Here is a 15,971-nt window from a genome sequence, read left to right as displayed (position 1 = left end):
TATGGCAGGTGCTAAAGAGATAAGAACCAAAATTGCAAGTGTTCGTAATACACAAAAAATTACCAAAGCGATGGAGATGGTTGCTGCATCTAAAATGCGTAAAACGCAAGAAAGAATGTCTGCATCACGTCCATACTCAGATGCCATTCGTAAGGTAATTAGCCATATTGCCAAAGGAAGTATTGATTATAAACACCCTTTCTTAACTGAACGTGAAGTCAAAAAAGTTGGATTTATTGTTGTTTCAACAGACCGTGGTCTATGCGGTGGCTTAAACATTAATTTATTTAAAACCGTTTTGAATGAATTAAAAACACGTAAAGATAAAGGTGTGGATTCAGTCTTAGGATTGGTTGGAAATAAAGCGGTATCATTTTTCCAATCAATGGGAGTTGAAGTGAAAGCTCAAGTAACGGGCTTAGGCGATGCTCCTGCAATGGAAGATTTAGTTGGTATTGTTAATGGTATGATTAATCGATATCGTGATGGTGAAGTGGACGAAGTCTATATCGTCTTCAACCGCTTTGTAAATACGATGTCACAGAAACCAACAGTTCAACAATTATTACCATTGCCTGAACTTGAAGATGATAACTTAGAGAATAAAGGTTCTTGGGATTATATTTATGAACCAAACTCAAAAGTATTATTAGATAGCTTACTTGTACGCTATTTAGAATCTCAAGTTTATCAAGCGATTGTAGATAATCTTGCTTCTGAACAAGCAGCTCGAATGGTAGCAATGAAAGCAGCAACAGATAACGCAGGTAATTTAATCAATGAGTTACAGTTGGTGTATAACAAAGCTCGTCAAGCAAGTATTACGAATGAATTAAATGAAATTGTCGCGGGTGCCGCAGCAATTTAACAATGAATAGAGGAACGGTAATGGCAACGGGAAAAATTGTACAAATCATCGGTGCGGTAATCGATGTTGAGTTTCCACAAGATGCAGTACCAAAAGTTTATGATGCATTAAAAGTTGAAACAGGTTTAACCCTTGAAGTTCAACAACAATTAGGCGGTGGCGTAGTACGCTGTATCGCTCTTGGTACATCTGATGGTTTAAAACGTGGCTTAAAAGTTGAAAATACGAATAAAGCGATTGAAGTACCAGTGGGTACAAAAACACTTGGTCGTATTATGAATGTATTAGGTGAGCCTATTGATGAAGCAGGTCCTATCGGTGAAGAAGAGCGTTGGACGATTCACCGTGCAGCACCAAGTTATGAAGATCAAGCTAACAGCACAGAACTTTTAGAAACTGGGATCAAAGTTATCGACTTGATCGCGCCGTTTGCTAAAGGGGGTAAAGTTGGCTTATTCGGTGGTGCGGGCGTAGGTAAAACCGTAAATATGATGGAGTTAATCCGTAACATCGCAATCGAGCACTCAGGTTACTCTGTATTCGCAGGTGTTGGTGAGCGTACTCGTGAAGGTAACGACTTCTACCACGAGATGAAAGACTCTAACGTATTAGACAAAGTATCACTGGTTTATGGTCAGATGAACGAGCCACCAGGTAACCGTTTACGTGTTGCGTTAACTGGTTTAACCATGGCGGAAAAATTCCGTGATGAAGGTCGTGACGTGTTATTCTTCGTTGATAACATCTATCGTTATACCCTTGCAGGTACAGAAGTATCAGCGTTATTAGGTCGTATGCCATCAGCGGTAGGTTACCAACCAACGCTTGCAGAAGAAATGGGTGTTCTACAAGAACGTATTACGTCAACTAAAACAGGTTCTATCACCTCGGTTCAAGCGGTTTACGTTCCTGCGGATGACTTAACAGACCCATCACCAGCAACAACCTTTGCTCACTTAGACTCAACGGTTGTATTAAGCCGTAACATCGCATCATTGGGTATTTACCCTGCGATCGACCCGCTTGATTCAACATCACGTCAATTAGACCCACTCGTTGTTGGTCAAGAGCATTATGATGTTGCACGTGGCGTACAAAAAACACTTCAACGCTATAAAGAGTTGAAAGACATCATCGCAATTCTTGGTATGGATGAGTTATCAGAAGATGACAAATTAGTGGTTGCTCGTGCGCGTAAAATTGAACGTTTCTTATCACAACCATTCCACGTGGCAGAAGTGTTCAACAGCGTACCAGGTAAATTTGTACCATTAAAAGAAACAATCCGTGGCTTTAAAGGCATTTTAGCAGGCGAATACGACCATATCCCAGAACAAGCGTTCTATATGGCAGGTTCAATTGACGAAGTGGTTGAAAGAGCCAACAAGATGTAATTGTTCTTTGAACAAAGGAGAACAAAATGACATCATTTGAACTCACAGTCGTTAGTGCAGAGCGTAAAATCTTTGAAGGTCAAGTAACGAGTGTTCGAGTTTCAGGGGTAGATGGGGAATTAGGTGTCTATGCAGGACACACCCCACTATTAACCGCCATTAAACCAGGTATGGTCAAATTCACTTTGGAAGATAACAAAGAAGAATATATCTATGTTTCAGGCGGATTCCTTGAAGTTCAACCAACCGTTGTGACAGTGCTTGCTGACGTTGCGATTCGTGGTGAAGAACTCGATGAACAGCGTATCCTTGCAGCAAAACGCAAAGCAGAAGAAACAATGAGTAAGACAAACGAAGCAGATTTAACTGCGAAATTGTCGAGAGAAATTGCGAAACTTCGTGTTTACGAACTCACCAAAACGAAATTAGCGAATAGACGTTAATTTTATTAATTAATAAAGAGCCTCAATTTTTATTGAGGCTTTTATATATGAACATTGAAATAATGGAAGAACAATATCATTTTCAAGCTGACTGGTTTAGCCATAATATACCCCCACTAGAAATTATTTTTAATGAGATTAAACCTAAGAAAATATTGGAAATAGGATCATTTGAGGGCCGTAGTACTAAGTTTTTTATTGAAATGTCGGCTAAATATACGGATGAACTTGAGATTCACTGTATTGACTCTTGGGAAGGAGGTCAAGAACATGTGAATAAATGGGATATGTCTTCTGTTGAGCAGACTTTTGAACATAATATCAATTTAGTTTTATCTCAAGTAACAAACTCTGTAAAAGTAATGAAATATAAAGGGTATTCTCATGAAAGAATGATAGAGTTACTTGCTAAAGGATACTCAAATTATTTTGATTTTATTTATGTAGATGGTTCTCACGAAGCGCCAGATGTTTTATTTGATGCTTTATTAGCTCATCGCTTGGTGAAAGTCGGTGGAGTAATCGCTTTCGATGATTATCTATGGTCACCAAATGAAGAAATGGAAGATGATCATTACCTTCTAGTTAAACCTGCAGTAGATCATTATGTAAATACATATAAAAGAAAAGTTCATGTTGTTCAGAAGTTTCCTTTATATCAATTATACGTATTGAAATTATCGGATTAATGGATGAAACTATATGGCAACCATGAAAGACATAGCTCGTCTTGCGGGCGTTTCACTTTCAACCGTTTCCCATGTGGTAAATAATTCCCGTTTTGTCAGTGAAGAAATTACCTTGAAAGTCAAAAAAGTGATTGAAGAGCTTAATTACCGACCTTCATTGGTGGCAAGAAGCTTAAAGATCAAGGAAACCAATACCATTGGTATGATTGTGACGACCAGTAACAATCCCTTTTTTGCCGAAGTGGTTCGCCATGTCGAACGTTATTGTGAACGCCATCATTACCATCTGATTTTAGTCAATACCGATGGCAACAGCCAAAATTTACAGCAACATCTAGAGAGATTGTTATTAAAACAAGTTGATGGTTTATTGCTGATGTGTGCAGAGCCACAAAATTTTGACTTAAGTGCGATGACAAATTTAACATTGCCTATGGTAGTGATTGACTGGTGGCAACAGTCGCTCAATGCCGATATTATTCACGAAAATTCAGAATTAGGCGGGTATCTTGCGACAAAAGCGTTCATCGATGCTGGTTATCATGATATAGCCATTATTACTGGTGAACTTTCAAAACCTTTGGCTCAAAATCGTTTAGCTGGCTACAAGCGGGTACTTTTAGAGAATAATTTGCAAATTCGCCCCGAATGGATTATTGAAAGCCATTTCCATTATGACGGTGGTGTCGAGGCGATGACTAAACTGTTGGCGCTGGAAAATCGTCCGCGCGCGGTTTTTGCTATGAGTGACAGCATTGCGATTGGTGCGTATCAAGTCATTCAACGTGCAGGATTACGCATTCCACAAGATATTGCAATCATCGGTTACGATAATATTGAACTGGCTCAATATCTTTACCCGCCACTTTCCACCATTCACCAACCCAAAGCTCGATTGGCAAAAGCCGCGGTTGAGAAATTAATTTTGCGTATCCACCAACCAAAAACCAAAATAGAAATGATCAAACTCACACCAGAATTGATTATTCGGGAATCCTTTTAAATTTATTTTTTGAAGTACTTCACATTTCTAAATGAATAAGGTTGTTTTTTTTATTGTTTTTATCTATCTTTTAGATATCGAAACGTTTCGATGATTTTTAAGGATGGTTTGTAATGAAAAAAACAACAATCTTAAACGCTCAACTTTCTCATGTGATTGGTACAATGGGACATACTGATGGGCTTACAATTTGCGATGCAGGTTTACCCATTCCTGTTCAGCAGCATTGTATTGATTTGGCTTTAACCAGAGGTGTGCCAGATTTTCTTACCACATTAAAAGTCGTATTTAGTGAACTCTTTGTTGAAAAAATCGTATTAGCCGAAGAAATTAAAACGATTAATCCTCAAATTGAGCAACAGCTATTAGATATCATTCATCAAACACAAATCGAACAACAAAATACCATTGAAATTGTCTATATTCCACATAGTGAATTTAAGCAACAAAGTAACCAAGCCAAAGCTGTCGTCAGAACGGGAGAATGTAGCCCTTATGCTAATGTCATTCTTTATTCTGGCGTACCATTTTAGGTGGATATGATGAAAACCTTACTCAAAATCAGCGGAATTGATAAAGCCTTTCCTGGTGTTCAGGCACTTAAAAATGCTTGCTTGAATGTCTATGCCGGTAGAGCAATGGCATTAATGGGTGAGAACGGTGCAGGTAAATCCACCTTAATGAAAATTCTGACCGGAATTTATCATCGTGATGCTGGTACGATTGAATATCTTGGACAAGCGGTGAAATTTGCTAATCCAAAAGCCTCTCAAGAAGCTGGGTTAAGTATTATTCATCAAGAGCTGAATATTTTGGGGAACTTGTCGATTGCCGAAAATATCTTTCTTGGTCGTGAATTTACACACCCTTGGGGCGGGATTGATTGGCGTAAAATGTATGCGGAATCCGACCGCTTGTTAGCTCGCCTTGGTGTTCGCCATTCCAGTAAACTTCCTGCCGGCGAGCTTTCTATCGGCGAACGACAAATGGTAGAAATTGCGAAAGCCTTGAGTTTTGAATCCAAAGTGATTGTCATGGATGAACCTACCGATGCGCTGACGGATACGGAAACTGAAGCTTTATTTGCGGTGATTCGTGAGTTGAAAGCGGAAGGTCGTGGTATTGTCTATATTTCCCACCGCATTAAAGAGATTTTTCAAATTTGTGATGATGTGACTGTTTTGCGTGATGGTCAATTCATTGGTGAAAAAGCGGTTACCGATTTAACTGAAGATCAGTTGATTGAAATGATGGTCGGACGAAAATTGGAAGAACAATATCCGCATATCGAAACCGATCAAAATAGTGTACGTCTTGAAGTCAATAATTTGACGGGAAGTGGTGTTCATCAAATTTCATTTAACCTGAAAAAAGGCGAAATTCTAGGTATTTCTGGGTTAATGGGCGCAGGGCGAACCGAGTTAATGAAGGTGCTTTACGGCGCATTACCTCGTACATCGGGTTCAGTCAGATTAGATGGTAAAGACATTCATAACCGTACCGCCCAAGATGGATTAGATAACGGCATTGTTTATATTTCCGAAGACCGCAAGGGGGATGGTTTAGTGCTAGGTATGTCAGTGAAGGAAAATATGTCTTTGACCGCATTAGCCCATCTTTCTCATTACGGAAGAATTGATAAAGTTCGAGAGAATATGGTCGTCACGGATTTTATTGATCTGTTTAATATCAAAACCCCAAATGCAGATAAAGTCATTGGTGAGCTATCGGGAGGTAATCAGCAAAAAGTGGCGATTGCCAAAGGCTTAATGACTCGTCCGAATGTGCTGATTTTAGATGAGCCGACCCGAGGTGTTGATGTCGGGGCAAAAAAAGAAATCTATCAACTGATCAATAAATTTAAAGCAGAAGGGCTTAGTATCATTTTAGTGTCGTCCGATATGCCGGAAGTGTTGGGAATGTCCGATCGTATTTTAGTGATGCGAGAAGGGCGCATCAGCGGCGAATTTAGCCGTCAAGACGCGACGCAAGAGAAATTATTGGCGGCGGCAATCGGTAAAACAGCCGGGGTAATTTGAAAGGAAATTTGCAAATGAATAAATCGTTTAACCTCACTAAATTTTTAATCGACCAACGGTCGATTATCGCGTTAATCACGTTGATTGTCGTGGTGTCATTTCTAAATCCAGATTTTTTTACTACGGATAACTTGCTCAACATTCTGCGTCAAACTTCGGTGAACGCCATTATTGCGATTGGCATGACTTTTGTGATTTTGATTGCCGGAATTGATTTATCGGTCGGTTCGGTATTGGCACTGACCGGTGCGGTAGCCGCAACGTTAGTCGGTATGGATTTACCGGTTTATGTGGTGATTCCTACCGTACTGATTTTTGGCGGTTTGATTGGCTTACTGAACGGATCACTGGTGGCGTTCGGTAAAGTACAGGCCTTTATGGCAACCTTGATTACGATGCTGTTATTACGCGGCGTGACCATGATTTATATGGGCGGTCGCCCGATTAGCACCGGTTTTTCCGAGAATGCCGATGCCTTCGCCGAAATCGGTACGGGGATTTGGTTCGGTATTCCGGTTCCAGTTTGGCTGATGTTTGTCTTATTTGCATTAGGTTGGTTTGTTCTCACGCAGACGCGTATGGGACGCTATATTTATGCTTTAGGGGGAAATGAATCAGCAACCGCCCTTTCAGGTATTAATGTAAATAAAGTGAAACTCTTTGTATTTGCGGTTAGTGGAGTACTTGCTGCCCTTGCAGGTTTAATCGTCACCTCTCGTTTAGGTTCCGCCCAGCCAACGGCAGGAACAGGCTATGAATTAGATGCGATAGCGGCTGTTGTCGTCGGTGGCACCAGCCTTATGGGTGGTAAAGGTCGCATTATCGGCACGTTAATTGGTGCATTAATTATCGGTTTCTTGAGCAATGCCTTGAATTTATTAGACATTGACTCTTACTATCAACTAGTTGCGAAAGCACTGGTAATCTTAGCTGCGGTTATCTTAGATAACTTCATTGGTCGTAAAAAAGTCTAGTTGTTCTAAGACATTATTCTTCATTACATAGGAGATTTTTATGAAAAAATTAACTTCATTAGCGATTGCGTTAGGTTTGGCATTCAGCACATCAGCAATGGCAAAAGAAACTATCGCACTAGCGGTTTCAACCTTAGATAATCCATTCTTTGTGACCTTGAAAGAAGGTGCAGAGAAAAAAGCCAAAGAATTAGGCTATAACTTAGTTGTGTTGGATTCACAAAATGACCCAGCTAAAGAGTTATCTAACGTCGAAGATGTGACTGTTCGTGGCGCGAAAGTATTATTGATTAACCCGACCGATTCTGAAGCAGTAGGTACAGCCGTTGCGGTAGCCAATAAGAAGAATATTCCAGTAATCACCTTAGACCGTGGTGCAAATAAAGGTAACGTCGTGAGTCATATTGCCTCTGATAACGTGGCAGGCGGAAAAATGGCGGGAGATTTTATCGCGGAAAAAGTGGGTAAAAATGCTAAAGTGATTCAATTAGAAGGTATTGCCGGCACCTCTGCAGCGCGTGAACGTGGTGAAGGCTTTAAACAAGCGGTGGAAGCTAATCAATTTGAATTGCTTGCTAGCCAACCAGCGGATTTCGACCGTACTAAAGGTTTAAATGTCATGGAAAACTTACTTGCCAGCCACGGTTCTGCCAAAGCGGTATTTGCTCAAAATGATGAAATGGCATTAGGCGCTTTACGTGCGATCAAAGCATCAGGCAAAAACATTTTAGTGGTTGGTTTTGACGGTACGGATGATGCGGTAAAAGCCGTTAATGGTGGACAACTTGCGGCAACTATTGCTCAACAACCAGAAAAAATCGGTGAGTTAGGGATAGAAGCAGCGGATAAAGTGTTGAAAGGTGAAAAAGTTGAAGCACAAATCCCAGTTCCGTTAAAAGTCGTCACGAAATAATCTTAAACAAGCGGTCACTTTTAGCAAAAAATTTGCAAAATCTGACCGCTTGTTTTTAGCAGGTGGTCAAAATGAAAAACAAACTCTGTGTTCTCGGTAGTATTAATGTTGATCATGTGATTCGAGTACCTTATTTCCCAAAAGCAGGTGAAACCTTAACGGGTTACGGCTATCAAATTGCCTATGGCGGAAAAGGGGCAAATCAAGCGGTTGCTGCAGCTCGTGTTGGAGCGAATGTCAGCTTTATTGGTGCGATTGGCGATGATCAAATCGGGCAAACCATGAAACAAGCCTTTGAGCAAGATGGCATTGATACTTCGGCAATCAGTGTAATCCCAAATCAATCAACGGGATTAGCGATGATTCAAGTCGCTGATTCGGGTGAGAACAGCATAGTGATTTCCGCTGGGGCAAATGCGGATCTTTCCGAATTCTTAGTTGAACAACATAAATCACAGATAGAACAAGCTGATATTTTGCTGATGCAGTTAGAAAGCCCGTTACAAGCGGTCACTTTAGCCACAAAATTTGCAAAATCAGCCGGGGTAAAAGTGGTGTTAAATCCCGCACCGGCCCAACCTTTACCGGACAGTTTGTTATCACACATTGACATCATTACCCCAAATGAAACGGAAGCGGAAATACTGACAGGGATTAAAGTGACCGATGAACAAACTGCAGCTGTAGCCGCCAACCATTTTCATCAACTTGGGATCGAAACGGTTTTAATTACCCTAGGTTCAAAAGGTGTGTATTACAGTGAAAAAGGGCAAGGCGAAATTATTCCAGGTTTCCGAGTTGACGCAGTAGATACAACCGCTGCAGGCGATACCTTTAATGGCGCTTTTGTGACGGCATTATTGGAAGGAAAATCAGCTAAAGACGCGATTCGTTTTGCACATGCAGCTGCCGCTATTTCTGTCACGAGAATGGGGGCTCAAACGGCAATACCTAATAGAGAAGAAGTCGATAAGTTTTTTATATAGCATTATTGTTTAAAAACAATCTGATTTAGCATTTAAAATAAACTTTTTGAATCAAAATTCAACAAGCGGTCACTTTTTTTTAATTTTTTGCAAAAAGTACTTGCGTTGATTTAGGATTTCTCTATAATGCGCACCACACAACGACGCGCTGTTGTGAGTAGTTAAATTTGACAGTGCGTCGTTCTTTTTTGCTCTTTAACAATTTATCAGACAATCTGTGTGGGCACTTGTTGATTGACTTTGTTTGAAAAATTAATTTTAAAACTTGAGTCTTGATAAGTGCTTAACTTGAAATTCATATTAATGTGATTTTTTATAGTCAGTACATATTGAGCGATTAAACTTTTTGAATTGAAGAGTTTGATCATGGCTCAGATTGAACGCTGGCGGCAGGCTTAACACATGCAAGTCGAACGGTAGCAGGAGAAAGCTTGCTTTCTTGCTGACGAGTGGCGGACGGGTGAGTAATGCTTGGGAATCTGGCTTATGGAGGGGGATAACTACGGGAAACTGTAGCTAATACCGCGTAATGTCTAAGGACTAAAGGGTGGGACTTTCGGGCCACCTGCCATAAGATGAGCCCAAGTGGGATTAGGTAGTTGGTGGGGTAAAGGCCTACCAAGCCGACGATCTCTAGCTGGTCTGAGAGGATGACCAGCCACACTGGAACTGAGACACGGTCCAGACTCCTACGGGAGGCAGCAGTGGGGAATATTGCACAATGGGGGGAACCCTGATGCAGCCATGCCGCGTGAATGAAGAAGGCCTTCGGGTTGTAAAGTTCTTTCGGTGATGAGGAAGGTGTTTGTTTTAATAGAACAAGCAATTGACGTTAGTCACAGAAGAAGCACCGGCTAACTCCGTGCCAGCAGCCGCGGTAATACGGAGGGTGCGAGCGTTAATCGGAATGACTGGGCGTAAAGGGCACGCAGGCGGTGACTTAAGTGAGATGTGAAAGCCCCGAGCTTAACTTGGGAATTGCATTTCATACTGGGTCGCTAGAGTATTTTAGGGAGGGGTAGAATTCCACGTGTAGCGGTGAAATGCGTAGAGATGTGGAGGAATACCGAAGGCGAAGGCAGCCCCTTGGGAAAATACTGACGCTCATGTGCGAAAGCGTGGGGAGCAAACAGGATTAGATACCCTGGTAGTCCACGCTGTAAACGCTGTCGATTTGGGGATTGGGCTTTAAGCTTGGTGCCCGTAGCTAACGTGATAAATCGACCGCCTGGGGAGTACGGCCGCAAGGTTAAAACTCAAATGAATTGACGGGGGCCCGCACAAGCGGTGGAGCATGTGGTTTAATTCGATGCAACGCGAAGAACCTTACCTACTCTTGACATCCATAGAATTCTGCAGAGATGCGGAAGTGCCTTCGGGAACTATGAGACAGGTGCTGCATGGCTGTCGTCAGCTCGTGTTGTGAAATGTTGGGTTAAGTCCCGCAACGAGCGCAACCCTTATCCTTTGTTGCCAGCGATTCGGTCGGGAACTCAAAGGAGACTGCCAGTGATAAACTGGAGGAAGGTGGGGATGACGTCAAGTCATCATGGCCCTTACGAGTAGGGCTACACACGTGCTACAATGGTGCATACAGAGGGCTACGATACCGCGAGGTGGAGTGAATCTCAGAAAGTGCATCTAAGTCCGGATTGGAGTCTGCAACTCGACTCCATGAAGTCGGAATCGCTAGTAATCGCGAATCAGAATGTCGCGGTGAATACGTTCCCGGGCCTTGTACACACCGCCCGTCACACCATGGGAGTGGGTTGTACCAGAAGTAGATAGCTTAACCGAGAGGGGGGCGTTTACCACGGTATGATTCATGACTGGGGTGAAGTCGTAACAAGGTAACCGTAGGGGAACCTGCGGTTGGATCACCTCCTTACCTAGATGAAGCGATTTGCAAGTGTTCACACAGATTGTTTGGTAATTGTAGACAGTGAAGAGAATATGTTATAATGGCAAAGTGGAAAGCATCTTTAAATGTTGTCCCCATCGTCTAGAGGCCTAGGACATCGCCCTTTCACGGCGGTAACCGGGGTTCGAATCCCCGTGGGGACGCCATTTAAAGATGATTTTTTTGTCGAAAGATAAGTGATTATCGAATTGTTCTTTAAAAATTTGGAAACAAGCTGAAAAACTGAGAGATTTTCGAAAGAAAGTCTGAGTAGTAAGAAAATCTTGACTGAACAAAAGCAGTCAAGTGTTTAGTAGTTAATATCGACTTCGAATAAAAATGTTTGAGGTTGTATGGTTAAGTGACTAAGCGTACACGGTGGATGCCTAGGCAATCAGAGGCGAAGAAGGACGTGCTAATCTGCGAAAAGCTTGGATGAGTCGATAAGAGGCGTTTAATCCAAGATGTCCGAATGGGGAAACCCAGTAGATGAAGAATCTACTATCACTTGTTGAATACATAGGCAAGTGAGGCAAACCGGGAGAACTGAAACATCTAAGTACCCCGAGGAAAAGAAATCAACCGAGATTTTGTAAGTAGCGGCGAGCGAAAGCGAAAGAGCCAGTTAGTGATAGCAGTTTAACTTAGAGGAATGAGCTGGGAAGCTCAATCGTAGAGGGTGATAATCCCGTACTTAAAAAGTAAATTGTGGTACTAGGCTAACAACAAGTAGGGCGGGACACGAGAAATCCTGTTTGAAGATGGGGGGACCATCCTCCAAGGCTAAATACTCCTGATTGACCGATAGTGAACCAGTACTGTGAAGGAAAGGCGAAAAGAACCCCAGTGAGGGGAGTGAAATAGAACCTGAAACCGTGTACGTACAAGCAGTGGGAGCCCTTTTGGGGTGACTGCGTACCTTTTGTATAATGGGTCAGCGACTTATATTTTGTAGCGAGGTTAACTGAATAAGGGAGCCGAAGGGAAACCGAGTCTTAACTGGGCGGATAGTTGCAAGGTATAGACCCGAAACCCGGTGATCTAGCCATGGGCAGGTTGAAGGTTGGGTAACACTAACTGGAGGACCGAACCGACTAATGTTGAAAAATTAGCGGATGACTTGTGGCTGGGGGTGAAAGGCCAATCAAACCGGGAGATAGCTGGTTCTCCCCGAAATCTATTTAGGTAGAGCCTTGAGCGGACACCTTCGGGGGTAGAGCACTGTTTCGGCTAGGGGTCCATCCCGGATTACCAACCCGATGCAAACTGCGAATACCGAAGAGTGATACTCAGGAGACACACGGTGGGTGCTAACGTCCATCGTGGAGAGGGAAACAACCCAGACCGCCAGCTAAGGTCCCAAAGTCTATATTAAGTGGGAAACGAAGTGGGAAGGCTTAGACAGCTAGGATGTTGGCTTAGAAGCAGCCATCATTTAAAGAAAGCGTAATAGCTCACTAGTCGAGTCGGCCTGCGCGGAAGATGTAACGGGGCTAAAATATAGCACCGAAGCTGCGGCATCAGTAGAAATACTGTTGGGTAGGGGAGCGTTGTGTAAGCGGATGAAGATGGATTGAGAAGTCTGTTGGACGTATCACAAGTGCGAATGCTGACATAAGTAACGATAAAACGAGTGAAAAACTCGTTCGCCGGAAGACCAAGGGTTCCTGTCCAACGTTAATCGGGGCAGGGTGAGTCGGCCCCTAAGGCGAGGCTGAAAAGCGTAGTCGATGGGAAACGGGTTAATATTCCCGTACTTGTCTTCATTGCGATGTGGGGACGGAGAAGGTTAGGTTAGCAGACTGTTGGATGTCTGTTTAAGTTGGTAGGTGGGGAGCTTAGGCAAATCCGGGCTCCTACTAACACTGAGAGATGATGACGAGTCTCTACGGAGATGAAGTAACTGATACCACGCTTCCAGGAAAAGCCACTAAGCTTCAGATGAAGATAAACCGTACTGAAAACCGACACAGGTGGTCAGGTAGAGAATACTCAGGCGCTTGAGAGAACTCGGGTGAAGGAACTAGGCAAAATAGCACCGTAACTTCGGGAGAAGGTGCGCTGGCGTAGGTTGTAGGGATTTACTCCCGAAGGCTGAACCAGTCGAAGATACCAGCTGGCTGCAACTGTTTATTAAAAACACAGCACTCTGCAAACACGAAAGTGGACGTATAGGGTGTGATGCCTGCCCGGTGCTGGAAGGTTAATTGATGGTGTTATCGAAAGAGAAGCTCCTGATCGAAGCCCCAGTAAACGGCGGCCGTAACTATAACGGTCCTAAGGTAGCGAAATTCCTTGTCGGGTAAGTTCCGACCTGCACGAATGGCATAATGATGGCCAGGCTGTCTCCACCCGAGACTCAGTGAAATTGAAATCGCCGTGAAGATGCGGTGTACCCGCGGCTAGACGGAAAGACCCCGTGAACCTTTACTATAGCTTGACACTGAACATTGAATTTTGATGTGTAGGATAGGTGGGAGCCTTTGAAGCAGTCACGCCAGTGATTGTGGAGGCGTCCTTGAAATACCACCCTTTAACGTTTGATGTTCTAACGAAGATTGCGGAACGCGGTCTCGGACAGTGTCTGGTGGGTAGTTTGACTGGGGCGGTCTCCTCCCAAAGAGTAACGGAGGAGCACGAAGGTTTGCTAATCACGGTCGGACATCGTGAGGTTAGTGCAATGGTATAAGCAAGCTTAACTGCGAGACAGACAAGTCGAGCAGGTGCGAAAGCAGGTCATAGTGATCCGGTGGTTCTGAATGGAAGGGCCATCGCTCAACGGATAAAAGGTACTCCGGGGATAACAGGCTGATACCGCCCAAGAGTTCATATCGACGGCGGTGTTTGGCACCTCGATGTCGGCTCATCACATCCTGGGGCTGAAGTAGGTCCCAAGGGTATGGCTGTTCGCCATTTAAAGTGGTACGCGAGCTGGGTTTAGAACGTCGTGAGACAGTTCGGTCCCTATCTGCCGTGGGCGTTGGATGATTGAGAGGGGCTGCTCCTAGTACGAGAGGACCGGAGTGGACGCATCACTGGTGTTCCAGTTGTCTCGCCAGAGGCATTGCTGGGTAGCTACATGCGGAAGAGATAAGTGCTGAAAGCATCTAAGCACGAAACTTGCCTCAAGATGAGTCATCCCAGTCTATAAGACTGTAAGGGTTGTTGGAGACTACGACGTAGATAGGCACGGTGTGTAAGTGTAGTGATACATTGAGCTAACGTGTACTAATTGCCCGAGAGGCTTAACTATACAACCTCAAGCGTTTTTGAAGAAGAAGCGCAAGAGAGTTGAAAGCTGAATAAAAGCAACAAACTAACTAAACAAAATAAAGACACTCAGAGCAGCTTGTTTCGAAATGAAAGAACAGACAATAAGATAGAGAAAGTCATCAAAGATTTTCCTGATGGCCATAGTGCTGTGGTCCCACCTGATTCCATTCCGAACTCAGAAGTGAAACGCAGTAACGCCGATGGTAGTGTGGGGTTTCCCCATGTGAGAGTAGGGCACCATCAGGGTTTTATTAAAGAGAAAGAGACCGTAAGTTAGAGATAGCTTGCGGTTTTTTGCGTTTAGGGATAAACATCCCGCAAACAAGCGGTGAGATGGTGGGAGAAATTTGCAAAAGGATTTGCAAAAAAATGGAGGGAATCTGACCGCTTGTATTTATTTAATTTGCTGAATTTACAATCCAAGTGCAACAAAAAAAGAAGTACTCATCAACTAGAATATAATTTTGTTTCCACACAAAAACCACTTCCAAATGATGAGTACTTCCTACCGACATCTTACAATAAACGAGCGAGAAAAGATAATGATTTTACTCGCACAGGGCAAAAAACAAGCAGAAATTGCCAAAGCACTGGGACGTAGCTCCAGCACCATTTCTCGCGAGCTGAAACGACACGCTCTAGAAAGCTACAGTGCAACGAACGCACAAAACAGCTATTTGAAGCATCGTCAAAATAGCAAAGCACAGCGCAAATTAGAGCAGCCTGAATATTTCAATTTGGTGCAAGAAAAGTTTCTGACAGAAAACTGGTCGCCCGAACAAATCAGCGCACGATTAAAATTGGAAAAATCTGAATTATCCATTAGTTATTCAACCATTTATCGTGGTATTTATTCAGGGTTGTTTGATATAGGCGAACGCAAAGCCAGTCGCAAACTGCGCCACAAAGGCAAAACACGGCATACAAAAAATCATCATGAAAAACGTGGCAAAATTCAGATATCCAACCATTTGAACGACCGTCCCATTTCGGCGCAAAATCGCAGTCGCTTTGGACATTGGGAAGCCGATACCGTACTGGGTAAAGCGGGTGGAGCTTGTTTGCTGACGCTGACGGAACGCAAAAGTCGTTTTGAGTTGGTGAAGAAAATTCCTGCCAAAAAAGCCGAAGCAGTCCAAAAAGCCATGATTGAATTGCTGGATTCACATATATTGCGGTCAATTACGCCAGACCGTGGTAAAGAATTTGCCCAACATCGTTTGGTAACAGAAGCACTGGGTGTAGAATTTTACTTCCCCGAGCCGCATCAACCGTGGACACGGGGAACGAATGAAAATACAAATGGGTTACTTCGTGAATACTTTCCGAAGCACCAAGACATCAATCAGTGGAGCGAAGTTGATATTCAACAGGTGATCAATAAACTGAATTTACGACCACGTAAATGTTTAGGTTGGAAAACACCTTATGAAGTTTACTTCAAAAAATCGTTGCACTTGGTTTGACAATTCAAGTTGTTATCTTTGTC

General features: G+C 43.1%; 11 protein-coding genes, 1 tRNA gene and 3 rRNA genes. All 15 read left to right on the top strand.

Features of this window, described 5'->3' with window-relative positions; genetic code table 11:
• Position 1 precedes the first annotated feature (1 nt).
• The 15 genes from atpG (at position 2) to EXH44_RS05315 (ending at position 15,948) form a co-directional block, all read left to right on the top strand.
• Positions 2-868 (top strand): F0F1 ATP synthase subunit gamma, encoded by an 867-nt coding sequence (gene atpG, locus EXH44_RS05385; RefSeq protein ID WP_135676037.1) that lies wholly within the window; start codon positions 2-4, stop codon positions 866-868.
• A gap of 20 nt (positions 869-888) precedes the next feature.
• Positions 889-2,262 (top strand): F0F1 ATP synthase subunit beta, encoded by a 1,374-nt coding sequence (atpD, locus tag EXH44_RS05380; protein WP_005713629.1) that lies wholly within the window; start codon positions 889-891, stop codon positions 2,260-2,262.
• 26 nt (positions 2,263-2,288) lie between these two features.
• Positions 2,289-2,705, top strand: coding sequence for a F0F1 ATP synthase subunit epsilon (locus tag EXH44_RS05375; protein WP_021111663.1), 417 nt, complete (start codon positions 2,289-2,291; stop codon positions 2,703-2,705).
• Positions 2,706-2,752: 47 nt separating this feature from the next.
• Positions 2,753-3,394 (top strand): class I SAM-dependent methyltransferase, encoded by a 642-nt coding sequence (locus tag EXH44_RS05370; RefSeq protein WP_244238747.1) that lies wholly within the window; start codon positions 2,753-2,755, stop codon positions 3,392-3,394.
• Between the two features lie 13 nt (positions 3,395-3,407).
• A complete protein-coding gene (locus EXH44_RS05365) occupies positions 3,408-4,397 on the top strand; it encodes a substrate-binding domain-containing protein (RefSeq protein WP_162856568.1) in 990 nt (329 codons plus the stop codon).
• Between the two features lie 113 nt (positions 4,398-4,510).
• On the top strand, positions 4,511-4,930 hold the full coding sequence (gene rbsD, locus EXH44_RS05360; RefSeq protein ID WP_162856567.1) for a D-ribose pyranase: 420 nt from the start codon (positions 4,511-4,513) through the stop codon (positions 4,928-4,930).
• A gap of 9 nt (positions 4,931-4,939) precedes the next feature.
• The gene (gene rbsA / locus EXH44_RS05355; protein ID WP_162857529.1) at positions 4,940-6,436 is read left to right on the top strand and encodes a ribose ABC transporter ATP-binding protein RbsA; all 1,497 of its coding nucleotides are present in this window, start codon (positions 4,940-4,942) and stop codon (positions 6,434-6,436) included.
• A gap of 14 nt (positions 6,437-6,450) precedes the next feature.
• Positions 6,451-7,410 (top strand): ribose ABC transporter permease, encoded by a 960-nt coding sequence (rbsC, locus tag EXH44_RS05350; RefSeq protein ID WP_162856566.1) that lies wholly within the window; start codon positions 6,451-6,453, stop codon positions 7,408-7,410.
• 40 nt (positions 7,411-7,450) lie between these two features.
• The gene (gene rbsB / locus EXH44_RS05345) at positions 7,451-8,323 is read left to right on the top strand and encodes a ribose ABC transporter substrate-binding protein RbsB (RefSeq protein ID WP_162856565.1); all 873 of its coding nucleotides are present in this window, start codon (positions 7,451-7,453) and stop codon (positions 8,321-8,323) included.
• 71 nt (positions 8,324-8,394) lie between these two features.
• Positions 8,395-9,309, top strand: a complete 915-nt coding sequence (gene rbsK / locus EXH44_RS05340) for a ribokinase (RefSeq protein ID WP_162856564.1) — start codon at positions 8,395-8,397, stop codon at positions 9,307-9,309.
• Between the two features lie 348 nt (positions 9,310-9,657).
• A 16S ribosomal RNA gene (locus EXH44_RS05335) occupies positions 9,658-11,197 on the top strand.
• Between the two features lie 103 nt (positions 11,198-11,300).
• Positions 11,301-11,376: transfer RNA gene (locus tag EXH44_RS05330), tRNA-Glu, on the top strand.
• 188 nt (positions 11,377-11,564) lie between these two features.
• Positions 11,565-14,462: ribosomal RNA gene (locus tag EXH44_RS05325) — 23S ribosomal RNA — on the top strand.
• Between the two features lie 150 nt (positions 14,463-14,612).
• Positions 14,613-14,728, top strand: a 5S ribosomal RNA gene (gene rrf / locus EXH44_RS05320).
• Together the 16S, 23S and 5S rRNA genes with 1 tRNA gene alongside form the textbook arrangement of a ribosomal RNA operon.
• 245 nt (positions 14,729-14,973) lie before the next feature.
• Positions 14,974-15,948, top strand: coding sequence for an IS30-like element ISApl1 family transposase (locus EXH44_RS05315; RefSeq protein ID WP_012478345.1), 975 nt, complete (start codon positions 14,974-14,976; stop codon positions 15,946-15,948).
• Positions 15,949-15,971 lie beyond the last annotated feature (23 nt).

Origin of the sequence: Actinobacillus indolicus (assembly GCF_004519515.1) — a bacterium.
GTDB lineage: Bacteria > Pseudomonadota > Gammaproteobacteria > Enterobacterales > Pasteurellaceae > Glaesserella > Glaesserella indolica_A.
This window is presented reverse-complemented; position numbering and strand designations above follow the sequence as displayed.

Bases quoted from the DNA above. Each gene is read 5' to 3' on its own strand.
- rbsK (WP_162856564.1), top strand. From the start codon at position 8,395: ATGAAAAACAAACTCTGTGTTCTCGGTAGTATTAATGTTGATCATGTG.
- EXH44_RS05315 (WP_012478345.1), top strand. From the start codon at position 14,974: ATGATGAGTACTTCCTACCGACATCTTACAATAAACGAGCGAGAAAAG.
- rbsA (WP_162857529.1), top strand. From the start codon at position 4,940: ATGAAAACCTTACTCAAAATCAGCGGAATTGATAAAGCCTTTCCTGGT.
- atpD (WP_005713629.1), top strand. From the start codon at position 889: ATGGCAACGGGAAAAATTGTACAAATCATCGGTGCGGTAATCGATGTT.
- rbsB (WP_162856565.1), top strand. From the start codon at position 7,451: ATGAAAAAATTAACTTCATTAGCGATTGCGTTAGGTTTGGCATTCAGC.
- EXH44_RS05370 (WP_244238747.1), top strand. From the start codon at position 2,753: ATGAACATTGAAATAATGGAAGAACAATATCATTTTCAAGCTGACTGG.
- EXH44_RS05365 (WP_162856568.1), top strand. From the start codon at position 3,408: ATGGCAACCATGAAAGACATAGCTCGTCTTGCGGGCGTTTCACTTTCA.
- rbsC (WP_162856566.1), top strand. From the start codon at position 6,451: ATGAATAAATCGTTTAACCTCACTAAATTTTTAATCGACCAACGGTCG.
- atpG (WP_135676037.1), top strand. From the start codon at position 2: ATGGCAGGTGCTAAAGAGATAAGAACCAAAATTGCAAGTGTTCGTAAT.
- EXH44_RS05375 (WP_021111663.1), top strand. From the start codon at position 2,289: ATGACATCATTTGAACTCACAGTCGTTAGTGCAGAGCGTAAAATCTTT.
- rbsD (WP_162856567.1), top strand. From the start codon at position 4,511: ATGAAAAAAACAACAATCTTAAACGCTCAACTTTCTCATGTGATTGGT.